We start from the raw sequence: 13,797 nt of genomic DNA on the forward strand, positions 1-13,797 counted from the left end.
CACATGCTCTTACAACGCATTTTCGCCTCGGTGATGCTGCTGGTCTGCGCCGGCCTGGCACTGATGGCCTGGCCGTATCAGGCGGCGTTTTCCTACGAGCCGGTCGGCCCACGTGCCTTTCCGCTGCTGATGCTCGGCCTGATGAGCCTGGGCCTGATCTACATGATCTTTCGCCCGCAGCCAACCAAGCACACCGAAGAAGAACCCGCGCTGGACCGCGAAACCCTGATCAAGATCAGCCTTTGCGTCGCGCTGCTGATCGTGTTTGCCGGCACTTTCGAGCCCTTGGGCTTCATCCTCAGCAGCATGTTGATCGGTATTCCGATGGCACGCCTGTATGGCGGCCGCTGGTTGCCCAGCGTAGTGATCGTCACCCTCATGGCTATCGGCCTGTACCTGCTGTTCGACAAGGCCATGGATGTACCGCTGCCCCTCGGCCTGCTTGAAGTTCTGGAGAACTGATATGGATACGTTCAGCTATTTGGGCCAGGGCTTCGGCGTTGCACTGACCCCTTACAACCTGGTGACCGCGCTGTGTGGCACCTTGATCGGCACCGTGGTCGGCCTGTTGCCAGGCCTGGGCCCGATCAACGGCGTGGCCTTGTTGATCCCCATCGCGTTCGCGTTGGGCCTGCCGCCGGAATCGGCGCTGATCCTGCTCGCGGCTGTGTACCTGGGCTGCGAATACGGCGGCCGTATCAGCTCGATCCTGCTCAACATCCCGGGCGAAGCTTCTACCGTAATGACTACCCTCGACGGCTACCCGATGGCCCGCAAAGGCCTGGCCGGTGTGGCGTTGTCGCTGTCGGCATGGAGTTCGTTCATCGGCGCGTTTATCGCCACCTGCGGCATGGTGCTGTTTGCGCCGCTGCTGGCCAAATGGGCGATTGCCTTCGGCCCGGCGGAATATTTCGTACTGATGGTGTTCGCGATTGTCTGCCTGGGCGGCATGGCCGGTGACAAACCGCTGAAGACGTTTGTTGCAGCGCTGATCGGCCTGTTCCTCTCGGCCGTGGGCATCGATGCCAACAGCGGCGTGTACCGTTTTACCGGCGACAACATCCACCTCACCGACGGCATCCAGTTTGTGGTGTTGGTACTGGGCCTGTTCTCCATCAGCGAAATCCTGTTGCTGCTGGAAAAAACCCACCGTGGCCAGGAAGCCGTGAAAACCACTGGGCGCATGATGTTCAACGTCAAGGAAGCCGCATCAGTGTTTGTCGTGAACATTCGTTGCGGCGTGCTCGGCTTTATCATGGGTGTCTTGCCGGGTGCCGGCGCGACCTTGGCCAGTGCCGTGGCCTACATGACCGAGAAGCGCATCGCCGGCGCCTCGGGCGAATTCGGTAAAGGTGACAAACGCGGTCTGGCTGCACCGGAAACTGCGATCGGCGCGGCCGCTTGTGGCGCTCTGGTCCCCATGTTGACTCTCGGCGTGCCAGGTTCTGGCACCACCGCAGTGATGATCGGCGCCCTGTCGCTGTACAACATCACCCCCGGCCCGCTGCTGTTCCAACAACAACCGGACATCGTCTGGGGCCTGATCGCTTCGTTGTTTGTCGCCAACATCATGCTGGTGATCCTCAACATCCCGATGATCCGCATCTTCACGCGCATCCTCGCCGTGCCGAACTGGGCGCTGGTGCCGGTGATCGCCATCATCACCGCCATCGGTGTGTACGCGGTTCACGCCACCACCTTCGACCTGTTCCTGATGGTCGGCATCGGCATCTTCGGTTACATCCTGCGCAAGCTGGACTTCCCGCTGTCGCCGGTACTGCTGGGCTTTATCCTCGGTGGCCTGATGGAGCAGAACCTGCGCCGCGCGCTGTCGATCTCCAACGGTGCGCTGGAAATCCTCTGGTCCAGCCCGATCACCTTTGGCGTGTGGGTACTGACGGCGATCATGTTGTTCGTGCCGCTGCTGCGTATCTGGCGTAAACGTGCCCAACAGCGTCGCGCCCTGGCCGATGTCTGAGGTCACCTTTAAACAATGGTGGGCAACACCGCTGGTCGGCCTGGCCGGCGGTTACCTGGCCAGCCTCGTCGGCTGGCCTTTGCCCTATATGGTCGGCTCGTTGCTGGCGATTATCCTGGTGCGTTGCCTCACGCCGTGGCAGTTGGCGGAGATTCCCGGCGGGCGCAAATGTGGCCAATGGGTGGTAGGCATCGGCATCGGGCTGCACTTCACACCGGTGGTGATCGAACAGGTAATGAGCCACTTCGGGCTGATTTTCTTCGGTGCGCTGATCACCAGCCTGTCGAGCGTGGTCGGCGTGTGGTTAATGCGCCGCAGCGGCGAAGACCGCGCCACCGCGTTTTTCTCCAGCATGCCGGGCGGTTCCGGTGAAATGGTCAATCTCGGCGCCCGCAACGGCGCAGTGCTCAGCCGTGTCGCAGCGGGGCAAAGTTTGCGTGTGCTGGTGGTGGTGCTGTGTGTGCCGGCGATCTTCAAGTACTTGCTCGAAGGCGGTACGCCGCAGTTTCACCCGGCGCCAGTGAGTTGGGGTTGGCTGGCGCTGCTGTTCCCGCTGGGCGCGCTGGTGGCCTGGGGCTGGCAGCGTTTACGTCAGCCAAACCCGTGGTTGTTCGGGCCACTGTTGGTCAGCGCGACTGCCAGTGTTGTCTGGGACTTGCATTACGGCCTGCCGGACGGCGGCAGCCAGATCGGCCAGTGGCTGATCGGTAGCGGCCTGGGCTGCCACTTCAACCGTCAGTTCTTCCGTCGTGCGCCGTCGTTCATGGGCCGTACCTTGATCGGCACCGCCTTGACCATGGCGCTTGCGACGTTGGCGGCGGTGGGCTTGAGCGCGCTGACGCAGCTGGATTTGCGCTCACTCACCCTGGGCATGATGCCGGGCGGCATTGCCGAAATGAGCCTCACGGCAGAGACTTTGCAGCTATCGGTGCCGCTGGTAACGGCGATGCAAGTGATGCGCTTGTTGTTTGTGCTGTTTTTGGCTGAGCCGTTGTTCAGGCACTGGAATCGTCAGCCGGAAAAAATCTAAGCCTTCAAAAAATTCCAATGTGGGAGCTGGCTTGCCTGCGATAGCGGTGGTTCAGTCAATAAATGTATCGGCTGACAGACCGTCATCGCAGGCAGCCAGCTCCCACATTAGTTTGTGACTAACCTTTAGAGTGGCGGCAACCGCCACTCAATCGGCGTCTCGCCATTCTGCTCAAGAAACTTGTTGGTACGACCGAAGTGCCCACACCCCAAAAACCCGCGATACGCCGACAGCGGCGACGGGTGCACCGAGGTCAGCACCAGGTGCTTGGTCGCATCCACCAGCTTTTGCTTGCCTTGCGCATGGGCGCCCCACAACAGGAACACCAGGTGCGGCTGGTGCTCGCTGACCACTTCGATCACACGATCGGTAAAGAACTGCCAACCCTTGCCCGCGTGGGCATTGGCATTCGCGCGCTCCACGGTCATGGTGGTGTTGAGCATCAGCACGCCCTGTTCGGCCCAGCTTTGCAGGCAGCCGTGGTTGGGAATGTCGATGTTCAGGTCGCGCTTGAGTTCTTTGTAGATATTGACCAGCGACGGCGGCGTTGGCACGCCCGGTTGTACCGAGAAGCACAAGCCATGAGCCTGGCCGGGGCCGTGGTACGGGTCCTGGCCGAGGATCACCACCTTGACCTTGTCCAAAGGCGTTGAATTGAGCGCGTTGAAAATCAACGGGCCAGGCGGGTAAATCTCTTTGCCGGCGGCATGTTCCTGGCGCAGGAACTCGCGTAGTTCGGCCATGTAGGGCTTGTCGAACTCATCCCGCAGGGCGTGTTTCCAGCTGGGTTCGAGTTTGATGCGGTCGCCTTCGGTCATGGTGTGTTCATCGTGTAAAAAAGAATGGGCGAACCCTAGGAAAGCCGACCCCGCTTGTCAATTGATCTGACACATCATCGGCACTTTCCTTTGAAGCGTTCATACTGAACCTTCACTTTCTCGATTGAGGTCACGATGAACCTGCACTTCGAAGAGCTGACCGGCAGCGACGGTGCCCGCCTCGGCATCGCCAGCCTGGACGCGGAAAAATCCCTCAACGCACTGTCCCTGCCCATGATCCTGGCCTTGGACGAACGCCTGGAGGCCTGGGCCAAAGACCCGAATATCGTGTGTGTACTGCTGCGCGGCAATGGCTCCAAAGCCTTTTGCGCCGGTGGCGAAGTCCGCAGCCTGGCCCAGGCCTGCCGTGAATTCCCCGGCGAAGTGCCCGCCCTGGCCGCGCAGTTCTTCGCCGCTGAATACCGCCTCGACTACCGCCTGCACACCTACCCCAAACCGCTGATCTGCTGGGGCCACGGCTATGTATTGGGCGGGGGTATGGGCCTGCTGCAGAGCGCTTCGGTGCGTATCGTCACACCGAGCAGCCGCCTCGCCATGCCCGAGATCAGCATCGGCTTGTACCCGGATGTGGGGGCCAGTTGGTTCCTGTCGCGGTTACCGGGCAAGCTGGGGTTATTCCTTGGCCTCACCGGCGCCCATATCAACGGCCGCGATGCGTTGGACCTGGGCCTGGCCGACCGTTTCCTGCGCGATGACCAGCAGGAAGCGTTGATAGATGGCCTGCTGCAATTGAACTGGCAGGAACAAACCGCGATGCAGCTCAACAGCCTGCTCAAGGCGCTCGCCCAGGAAGCCGTCGACCAGCAACCCGAAGCGCAATGGCTGCCGCGCCGTGCGCAGATCGACGAATGGCTGGATGTGGCTGATGTGCGCTGTGGCTGGCGCGCCTTGAGCCCGTTACGTGAGCACGCCGACCCGCTGTTGGGCCGCGCCGGCAAAAACCTGAGTGAAGGCTGCCCGCTGACCGCGCACCTGGTGTGGGAGCAGATCCAGCGGGCGCGGCACCTGTCGTTGGCCGAGGTGTTCCAGATGGAATACACCCTGAGCCTCAATTGCTGCCGTCACCCGGAGTTTGCCGAAGGCGTGCGGGCACGGTTGATCGATAAGGACCAGACGCCCCATTGGCATTGGCCGGATATCAATACCATTCCCGACGCCGTGGTCGAAGCGCACTTTCACAAGGCTTGGGAAGGACGGCACCCGCTGGCGGATTTATCCGATATCTAGCGGTGCCCCCCACCATGCCCACCGCCTCGGTTGCCGCCCTGGTTATGCCCACCACCATTGCCCCAACGGTTACCACCGCCCCAACCCTGGTTCGGATACGGCCGGTAACCGGGCCGTGGGTAGTAGCGCGGCGCCGGCTGGTAATAACGCGGCGCCGAATAATAGCGCGGCGGCGGCGCGTAATAGCTGCGTCCGTATTGGTAGTAAGCAGGGCCGCCGTAGTAATAAGCGGGCGTCGGTGCGGTGTAGACCTCGGAGCGGTAGTAAGTGGCACCACCGTCGTAATAGGGCACGCACGCGGAAAGGGTCAGGCCAAATAAAGCGCTAAGCAGCAGTCGTCGATACATGGCGGCCTCCTGGACCGCTGGGGAGCACCTTCAGCGACGCTGAAGGGCGGCATTCGTGTTTCAATGAATGACGAAATATCTGACATCAAAAACCGAATCTGGTGCGTTTTTGACACAGTTTGAAATACCTGTTTCGGACGAACTGAACGCCTCATTGCAGTGCGACGGCGCACCAGCACAACGCACGTCAGCGCACCAACCAACCACCACCTCGCTGCAACCCCGCGCCCTAGAGGCCCACCCACCACTTGGCACGACTCTCGCTTTAGCAAGCCTGTGCAGGATTCATCACAGGTTCGCGGCACCACAATTTGCAATGGCCGACTAGGGTTCCGGCTCGCTTGAAAAGCGAGTGGCTGGTCCGAGAGTTGGCGACCTCCAGTTGAGGTTACACGGCGGGATAAAAGCCCGGGAGACAAGCCACCGTTCACGGTGCCGCGTTGCTCCTGCTCGCCCATGTTCAACTGGAGAAGCCCCATGCCCACAATCCGTTTACCCGCCCTGCTCGCCGCCGCCTTCACCGCCGTGCTGAGCTTTCAAACCCAAGCCGCGACCAAAGACCACTTCAGTGTGTGCTGGACTATCTATGCCGGCTGGATGCCGTGGGAATACGCCGGCAGCCAAGGCATCCTCGACAAGTGGGCCAAGAAGTACGGCATCAAGATCGACATGGTGCAGCTCAATGACTATGTCGAGTCCATCAACCAATACACCGCCGGCCAGTTCGACGGCTGCACCATGACCAACATGGACGCCCTGACCATTCCCGCCGCCGGTGGTGTGGACAGCACCGCGCTGGTGGTCAGCGACTTTTCCAACGGCAATGATGGCGTGGTGATCAAGGGCACCGGCAAGACCGTGGCCGACCTCAAGGGCATGAACGTCAACCTGGTGGAACTCTCGGTGTCCCACTACCTGCTCGCCCGCGCCCTGGAATCCGCTGATCTCACCGAAAAAGACCTCAAAGTCGTCAACACCTCCGACGCCGACATCGCCGCGGCCTTCAACACCGACCAGGTGCAAGCCGTGACCACCTGGAACCCGATGCTCTCCGAGATCAAGGCTAAACCGGGCGTCACCCAAGTGTTCGACTCCAGCAAAGTGCCCGGCGAAATCATGGACATGATGGTCGTCAACACCCAAACCCTCAAAGACAACCCGGCCCTGGGCAAAGCGCTGACCGGCGCCTGGTTTGAAGTGGTCGCGCTGATGAACGCCAAAAACGCTGCCAGCACCGCGGCGCTTGAACATATGGCCAAGGCCTCCGGCACCGACCTCAAGGGTTTCCAGGCGCAACTGGACACCACCAAGCTGTTCGCCACGCCCAAGGAAGCGCTGGCGTTCGCCACCAGCGCGCAACTGCCCGCCACCCTGCGCAAGGTCGCCGAGTTCTCGTTTAAACACGGCCTGCTCGGCGAAGGGGCCAGGGACGCCAGCGCCGTGGGCATGAGCTTCGCCAATGGCGTAACCAGCGGCGACACCGCCAACCTCAAGCTGCATTTCGACCCCAGCTACGTGCAGATGGCCGCCGACGGCACGCTGTAAGAGGACCCGGCCATGCGCCTGATAAACCGTCACCCGGAACGCTCCAGCCGCCTGCTGTTGGTGCTGCTGCCGTTCGCCCTGCTGCTGTTCGCCTACTTTGTAGGCTCGGCCGAGCGCCTGGCGGATAACCCCAACGACAAACTGCTGCCCAGCGCCGCGCAAATGGGCGACGCGGTGAAACGCCTGGCGTTCAGCGCCGATACGCGTACCGGTGAATATGTGCTGTGGCAAGACAGCGCCTCCAGCCTGCGCCGCCTGGCGATCGGCTTAGGCGTCAGCGCCCTCGCCGGCCTGTGCCTGGGCATCGCCGCCGGCACATTGCCGCTGTTTGGCGCGCCGCTATCGCCCCTGCTCACGGTGCTGTCGATGGTGCCACCTTTGGCGATATTGCCGATTCTGTTCATCGTGTTTGGCCTGGGCGAACTGTCCAAGGTGATGCTGATCGTCATCGGTATCACCCCGGCGCTGGCCCGTGACTTGGAGCAACGCGCGCGGGAAATCCCCGTGGAGGTGCTGGTCAAGGCGCAGACCCTCGGCGCTTCCACCTGGACGTTGATGCTGCGTGTGGTACTGCCGCAACTGCTGCCGCGCTTGCTGATCTCGCTGCGGCTGATGCTCGGCTCGGCGTGGTTGTTCCTGATCGCCGCCGAAGCCATCGCCTCCACCGACGGCCTCGGCTACCGGATCTTCCTGGTGCGCCGCTACCTGGCGATGGACGTGATCTTGCCCTACGTGGTGTGGATCACCCTGCTCGCCTGGCTGATGGATTGGGGCCTCAAAACCCTCACACGGCGTGCGTTCCCCTGGTACGAAGGAGCGCGGCCATGAGTTTTATCAGCGTCAACAATGTGTGGCAGCGCTATGGCGAACAGGTGGTGCTGGAAGGGCTCAACCTGCATGTCGATGAGGGTGAGTTTTGCACCCTGGTCGGCACGTCCGGCTGCGGCAAATCGACCTTCCTGCGCTTGTTGCTGGGCCAGGAAACCGCGAGCAAAGGCCAGATCCTGCTGGACGGCCAACCACTTGCCGGCGAGCCGGATGCCAGCCGTGGCGTGGTGTTCCAGCGTTACTCGGTGTTCCCGCATTTGACGGTGCTGGACAACGTTGCGCTTGGCCTTGAGCTACCGCGCTCGCCGCTGCTGGGACGGCTGTTCGGCAAAGCCAAACAAGACGTACGGGAACAGGCCGCCGCCCTGCTGCAAAAAGTCGGCCTCGGCCACGCACTGGACAAATACCCGGCGCAGCTCTCCGGCGGCATGCAGCAACGCCTGGCCATCGCCCAAGCCCTGATCATGAAACCCCGCGTGTTGCTGCTGGACGAACCCTTCGGCGCCCTCGACCCGGGCATTCGCAAAGACATGCATCAGCTGTTGCTGGCGCTATGGCGCGAAACCCGGCTGACGGTGTTCATGGTCACCCACGACCTCAGCGAAGGTTTCAGCCTCGGCACACGCTTGCTGGTGTTCGACAAAGTCCGTGTCGACCCCCACGCCCCCGGCGCCTATGGCGCGCGCATCACCTACGACATCCCTTTGAACAGCGAGCGCCGCAAAGCGCTGGCCGCCGAACTTGGAGCGACTTGCAAATGACCGATTCCATTCAACTGTTCCCACCCTTCGCCGAAGAAATGCTACCCGGCGGCGGCCACCGCTCCTTTGTACTCAAGCGCGGCCAACTGCTGCGCCTCACGGATATTCGCGGTGGCGCCAACGTCAGCCTGACCCTGCTCAATGCCAATGAAAAAACCGAGCGTCTGAACCTGCCCGACAGCCTCAAATGCCAACACACCGCCAAGCTCACCCGCGGCCACTGCCTGTATTCGGACATGGGCCGCGTGCTGGCCGCCATCACCGCCGACACCTGCGGCTGGAGCGACAGCATCGGCGGCGTGCTGTGCGCCGCCGAGGTCGCTGAAAAGTACGGCCAGGGCCGTTATCAGGAGCTGCGCAACGGCTTCTTTCGCAACGGCACCGACAACCTGTTGGTGGAATTGGGCAAGTGGGGGTTGGGGCTTAGCGACCTGCTGATGACCCTCAACCTGTTCAGCCGGGTCAGCGTTGACGAAGGCGGCGGCCTGCATTTTGTGCCGGGCAATTCCAAAGCCGGCGACTACATCGAACTCTACGCGCCGATGGACACACTCGTGGTGCTGACCGCGCTGCAACACCCGATGGACCCCAACCCGAACTACGCGCCGCAACCGCTGAAACTCAGCTGGATGAACGCCGATTCCAGTGTCGCCGAACACTGCCGCACTTCGCGCCCGGAAAACGAGCGCGGCTTTATCAACACCGACCGCCTGTTCGCCTGAGGAACTGCCATGTCTATCGCACTGAAACAACCCGAGGCAGCCGTGTACCGCGCCATCATTCCCGCCGGCGAACCGTGGCTGATGGAGGTCAAGGCCGGGCAGACCCTGCGCATCCTCGACCTGGAGGGCAACCAGGCCGTCGACACGCTGTTCTACAGCCGCAAAAACCCCAAGGAACGCTACGACGTACAGCGCACATTACGCCGGCAAAACCGCGTGTACCTGAGCACCGGCAGCGTGCTGTATTCCAACCTTGGCCAGCCGATGCTGACCATCGTCGATGACACCTGCGGGCGCCACGACACCCTCGGCGGTGCCTGTGCCCAAGAGAGCAACACCGTGCGCTACGCCCTGGAAAAACGCTACATGCACAGCTGCCGCGACAACTACCTGCGCGCCTGCGCCCACGACGGCCGGCTGGGTAAAGGTGACATCGGGCCGAACATCAATTTCTTCATGAATGTGCCGGTCACCGCCGACGGCGGGCTGACCTTTGAAGACGGTATTTCCGCACCCGGCAAGTACGTTGACCTGCGTGCGGAGATGGACGTGATCGTGCTGATCTCCAACTGCCCGCAACTGAACAATCCATGCAATGGCTACAACCCGACCCCTGCGGAGTTACTGGTATGGAACTGAAAATAAAACGCCTGCGTAAGTGGTTATTCGCCCTGTGCCAGTCCCGAGCCGGGCAATGCATCCGAAAACACTGAAGTTCAAATGTGGGAGCTGGCTTGCCTGCGATAGCGGTCCATCAGCCAACCGATAAGCTGACTGCCCTACCGCCATCGCGGGCAAGCCCGGCTCCCACACTGACCACAGGCACTGCGGACGACCGCAGTGCTCCCTCACTTTGCGGGACGGCCCGCAGGGTTTTGCCATGTTCGAAAAACTCTTGATCGCCAACCGTGGCGCCATCGCCTGCCGCATCCTGCGCACCTTGCGCGAGCTGCAGGTCAAAGGCATCGCCGTCTACGCCGAAGCCGACGCAGCCAGCCTGCATATCCAGCAAGCCGACGAGGCCTACAGCCTCGGCGAAGGCGCGGCGGCGGCCACCTACCTGGCAGTCGAAAAAATCCTCGCCACCGCCAAGGCCTGTGGCGCCAAGGCGATTCATCCTGGCTACGGTTTTCTCTCAGAGAACGCCGCCTTTGCCCAAGCCTGCGAAAATGCGGGGATAGCCTTCGTCGGTCCGACACCCGAACAGCTGCGCGTATTCGGCCTCAAGCACACCGCGCGGGCCTTGGCCAAACACCATCAAATTCCATTATTGGAAGGCACCGAGCTGCTCGACAGCCTCGATACAGCGTTGCTGGCGGCCGAAACCGTGAGCTATCCGGTCATGCTCAAAAGCACCGCAGGCGGCGGTGGCATCGGCATGCGTGTGTGCCGCAATGCGACAGAGCTGAGCGAGTCCTTTGAAGCGGTCAAACGCCTGGGGCAAAACAACTTCAGCGATGCCGGTGTGTTTATCGAGAAATACATCGAGCACGCCCGCCACCTGGAAGTGCAGGTGTTCGGCGACGGTTTGGGCGACGTCATCGCCCTTGGCGTGCGCGACTGTTCCGTGCAACGGCGCAACCAGAAAGTCCTCGAAGAAACACCCGCGCCGAACCTGCCCGACGGCATGGCCGAAGCCTTGTGCACGGCGGCCATCACCCTGGCCAGGGCGGTCAATTACCGCAGCGCCGGCACCGTGGAGTTCATCTTTGACAGCGCTGACGGCCGCTTCTACTTCCTCGAAGTGAACACGCGCCTGCAGGTAGAACACGGCGTCACCGAACAAGTCTGGGGCATCGACCTGGTGCGCTGGATGGTGCAATTGGCGGCGGGTGAACTACCTGCGTTGAGAGATTTGAAGCTGCACCCTCAGGGCCACGCGATTCAGGCGCGGCTGTATGCGGAAGATCCAGGCAAGGATTTCCAGCCGAGCCCAGGCCTGTTAACCCGTGTGGATTTCCCGACGGCTGAAGGTTTGCGGATCGACACCTGGGTGCAAGCCGGTTGCGAAATCCCGCCCTACTTCGACCCAATGATCGCCAAGCTCATCACGTGGGCGCCGACCCGCGAACAGGCGCGTCTGAGTCTGCATCAGGCATTGAGCGACAGCCAGCTCTACGGCGTGGAAACCAACCGCGACTACCTGCGCCAAATCCTGCTGGCCACGCCGTTTGCCAGCGGCCGCCCGTGGACGCGTTGCCTGGAAGGCCTGGTCTACAGCGCCAGCACCTTCGAAGTGCTCAGCGCCGGCACCCAAACCAGTGTGCAGGACTACCCCGGCCGCCTCGGCTACTGGGCCGTCGGTGTGCCGCCCTCCGGGCCGATGGACAGCCGCGCACTGCGCCTGGGCAATCGCCTGCTGGGCAATGACGACGGCGCGGCGGCGCTGGAAATCACCATGAATGGGCCGCTGTTGCGCTTTAATTGCACGGCGGTCGTCGCTGTTACCGGCGCAGCCATCACGCTGTTGCTGAATGACCAACCAGTGCCGATGAACACCGCGTTGCGGATTGAAGCAGGCGCGGTGTTGAGCCTTGGCAGCATCATAGGTGTCGGTGCGCGCAGCTATCTGTGCCTGCGCGGCGGGTTGCAAGTGCCAGATTACCTGGGCAGCAAAAGCACCTTCACCCTCGGCCAGTTCGGCGGGCACGCCGGGCGCGCTTTACGGGCTGGCGATGTGTTGCATTTGCTGCCACTGACAGACGCCGACGCCGGCCAGCAATTGATCGCTGAACCCCTGCCTGCGGTGCGCACGCTGCGGGTGATTTATGGCCCGCACGGCGCGCCGGAATACTTCAAGCCTGAATACATCGACACCTTCTTCGCAACCCAATGGGAAGTGCACTTCAACTCCAGCCGCACCGGCGTGCGACTGATCGGGCCAAAACCTTTATGGGCGCGCACGGACGGTGGCGAAGCGGGGCTGCATCCGTCGAATATCCATGACAACCCCTATGCCATCGGCGCGGTGGATTTCACCGGGGACATGCCCGTGATCCTGGGGCCGGATGGGCCGAGCCTGGGCGGGTTTGTGTGCCCGGTGACGGTGATCGAGGCGGACCTTTGGCAGTTGGGGCAACTCAAGGCGGGTGACAAGCTTCGGTTCGAACCGGTGAACCTGAAAACCGCCCGCGACCTCGCCCTGAAATGGGATCAATGTGGGAGCTGGCTTGCCTGCGATCCAGACAACTCGGTACCTCAGGCAGACCACATTGATGCCATCGCGGGCAAGCCCGGCTCCCACATTGACCGTGGCCCACTTACGATCGGGTCGCCTGTGGTGCTGGAGTTGGGTGAAGGCGACACCCGCCTCGTCGCCCGCCTCGCGGGCGACACTCACCTGCTGCTGGAAATCGGCGCCCCCGAGCTGGACCTGGTGCTGCGCTTTCGTGCTCATGTACTCATGCAAGCCCTGGAAACTCTCGCCCTGCCAGGTGTCATCGACCTGACCCCAGGCATCCGTTCCCTGCAAATCCACTACCAGCCCGAACAACTGCCGCTGGCCGGTTTACTGGCGTTGATCACCACGCAATGGGCCGCTGTGTGCGCCACCCCCAACCTGCAAGTGCCCTCGCGCATCGTGCACTTGCCGCTGTCGTGGGACGACCCGGCGTGCCAGCTGGCAATCGAAAAATACATGACCACCGTGCGCAAGGACGCGCCGTGGTGCCCGAGCAACCTGGAGTTTATCCGTCGCATCAACGACCTGGCCAACCTCGACGAAGTTCGCCACACGGTGTTCGATGCCAGCTACCTGGTGATGGGCCTGGGTGACGTCTACCTCGGCGCTCCGGTAGCCACGCCGCTGGACCCGCGCCACCGTCTGGTGACCACCAAATACAACCCGGCCCGCACCTGGACCGCCGAGAATTCGGTGGGCATTGGCGGCGCTTATTTGTGCGTGTACGGCATGGAAGGCCCGGGCGGTTATCAGTTTGTGGGCCGCACCTTGCAGATGTGGAACCGCTACCGGGAGGTCTCGGCGTTTGATGGCAAGCCGTGGTTATTGCGGTTCTTTGACCAGATCCGTTTTTACCCGGTGACGGCTGATGAGCTGGTGCAGATCCGGCGCGACTTTCCGCTGGGGCGCTTTGAATTGAGCATCGAGCACAGCCAGTTGAACCTCGCGGAGTATCAGGATTTCCTCGCGCGCGAAGCCGCAAGCATTGGCGCGTTTCGTGAGCATCAGCAGCACGCCTTCAATGCCGAGCGTGAACGCTGGATTGCCAGTGGCCAGGCGCATTTCGACAGTGAAGAACTCGCGGCACCACAAGGTGCAGACACGCCGTTGCAGGCCAACCAAATCAGTGTCGACAGCCCGATCGCCGGCAACCTCTGGCAAGTCCAGGTGGCTAACGGCGAGCGCGTGTCGGCTGGCGATGTGCTGGTGATTCTGGAGTCAATGAAAATGGAAATCCCGGTAGTGGCGCCGTTCGCCGGCACCGTGTGCGAGATCCCCGTGCAACCCGGCAGCGGCATCGGCGCCGGGCAACGGGTGGTGGTGCTCGAACGTGACTGAC

Annotated in this window: 12 protein-coding genes and 1 riboswitch; of the genes, 10 read left to right on the plus strand and 2 right to left on the minus strand. The window is 62.1% G+C overall.

Annotated features, from left to right (window positions below; all coding sequences use genetic code 11):
* The first annotated feature begins 3 nt into the window (after positions 1-3).
* From ACQY47_RS07275 to ACQY47_RS07285, 3 genes are read left to right on the plus strand one after another with little or no spacing between them, the layout of a single operon-like run.
* Positions 4-462 carry a tripartite tricarboxylate transporter TctB family protein gene (locus ACQY47_RS07275; RefSeq protein ID WP_099548634.1) on the plus strand — a complete coding sequence of 153 codons (459 nt, stop codon included), beginning with the start codon at positions 4-6 and terminating at the stop codon, positions 460-462.
* A gap of 1 nt (position 463) precedes the next feature.
* The gene (locus ACQY47_RS07280) at positions 464-1,978 is read left to right on the plus strand and encodes a tripartite tricarboxylate transporter permease (protein ID WP_058419550.1); all 1,515 of its coding nucleotides are present in this window, start codon (positions 464-466) and stop codon (positions 1,976-1,978) included.
* A complete protein-coding gene (locus tag ACQY47_RS07285; protein WP_026013720.1) occupies positions 1,971-3,008 on the plus strand; it encodes an AbrB family transcriptional regulator in 1,038 nt (345 codons plus the stop codon). Before ACQY47_RS07280 ends, ACQY47_RS07285 begins: the two co-directional genes overlap by 8 nt.
* Positions 3,009-3,133: 125 nt before the next feature.
* On the opposite strand, the gene ung is transcribed toward ACQY47_RS07285, so the two are convergent.
* On the minus strand, positions 3,134-3,826 hold the full coding sequence (gene ung, locus ACQY47_RS07290) for a uracil-DNA glycosylase (RefSeq protein WP_169985500.1): 693 nt from the start codon (positions 3,824-3,826) through the stop codon (positions 3,134-3,136).
* A gap of 135 nt (positions 3,827-3,961) precedes the next feature.
* Between ung and ACQY47_RS07295 the strand changes: the two genes are divergently transcribed.
* Positions 3,962-5,074 (plus strand): enoyl-CoA hydratase/isomerase family protein, encoded by a 1,113-nt coding sequence (locus ACQY47_RS07295; RefSeq protein ID WP_428556701.1) that lies wholly within the window; start codon positions 3,962-3,964, stop codon positions 5,072-5,074.
* On the opposite strand, the gene ACQY47_RS07300 is transcribed toward ACQY47_RS07295, so the two are convergent.
* Positions 5,071-5,421: a hypothetical protein gene (locus tag ACQY47_RS07300; protein WP_428556703.1), complete on the minus strand. Its 351-nt coding sequence runs from the start codon at positions 5,419-5,421 to the stop codon at positions 5,071-5,073. The two genes, ACQY47_RS07295 and ACQY47_RS07300, sit on opposite strands and share 4 nt — an antisense overlap.
* 313 nt (positions 5,422-5,734) lie before the next feature.
* Positions 5,735-5,838, plus strand: a riboswitch (guanidine-I (ykkC/yxkD leader).
* Positions 5,839-5,898: 60 nt separating this feature from the next.
* On the opposite strand from ACQY47_RS07300, the gene ACQY47_RS07305 reads away from it, so the two are divergent.
* The 6 genes from ACQY47_RS07305 (at position 5,899) to uca (ending at position 13,796) form a co-directional block, all read left to right on the plus strand.
* Complete coding sequence (locus ACQY47_RS07305) at positions 5,899-6,966, plus strand: putative urea ABC transporter substrate-binding protein (protein WP_428556705.1); 1,068 nt, start codon at positions 5,899-5,901, stop codon at positions 6,964-6,966.
* 12 nt (positions 6,967-6,978) lie between these two features.
* Positions 6,979-7,794 (plus strand): ABC transporter permease, encoded by an 816-nt coding sequence (locus ACQY47_RS07310; RefSeq protein ID WP_428556707.1) that lies wholly within the window; start codon positions 6,979-6,981, stop codon positions 7,792-7,794.
* Positions 7,791-8,555: an ABC transporter ATP-binding protein gene (locus tag ACQY47_RS07315; RefSeq protein ID WP_428556709.1), complete on the plus strand. Its 765-nt coding sequence runs from the start codon at positions 7,791-7,793 to the stop codon at positions 8,553-8,555. Before ACQY47_RS07310 ends, ACQY47_RS07315 begins: the two co-directional genes overlap by 4 nt.
* Positions 8,552-9,277: an urea amidolyase associated protein UAAP1 gene (locus tag ACQY47_RS07320; RefSeq protein WP_138453786.1), complete on the plus strand. Its 726-nt coding sequence runs from the start codon at positions 8,552-8,554 to the stop codon at positions 9,275-9,277. The genes ACQY47_RS07315 and ACQY47_RS07320 overlap by 4 nt, the downstream gene beginning before the upstream one ends.
* 9 nt (positions 9,278-9,286) lie before the next feature.
* Positions 9,287-9,916: an urea amidolyase associated protein UAAP2 gene (locus ACQY47_RS07325; RefSeq protein WP_177032619.1), complete on the plus strand. Its 630-nt coding sequence runs from the start codon at positions 9,287-9,289 to the stop codon at positions 9,914-9,916.
* A gap of 241 nt (positions 9,917-10,157) precedes the next feature.
* Positions 10,158-13,796: an urea carboxylase gene (gene uca, locus ACQY47_RS07330; protein WP_428556712.1), complete on the plus strand. Its 3,639-nt coding sequence runs from the start codon at positions 10,158-10,160 to the stop codon at positions 13,794-13,796.
* Position 13,797 lies beyond the last annotated feature (1 nt).

It is taken from the genome of Pseudomonas edaphica, assembly GCF_965277385.1.
Taxonomy (GTDB): domain Bacteria; phylum Pseudomonadota; class Gammaproteobacteria; order Pseudomonadales; family Pseudomonadaceae; genus Aquipseudomonas; species Aquipseudomonas edaphica.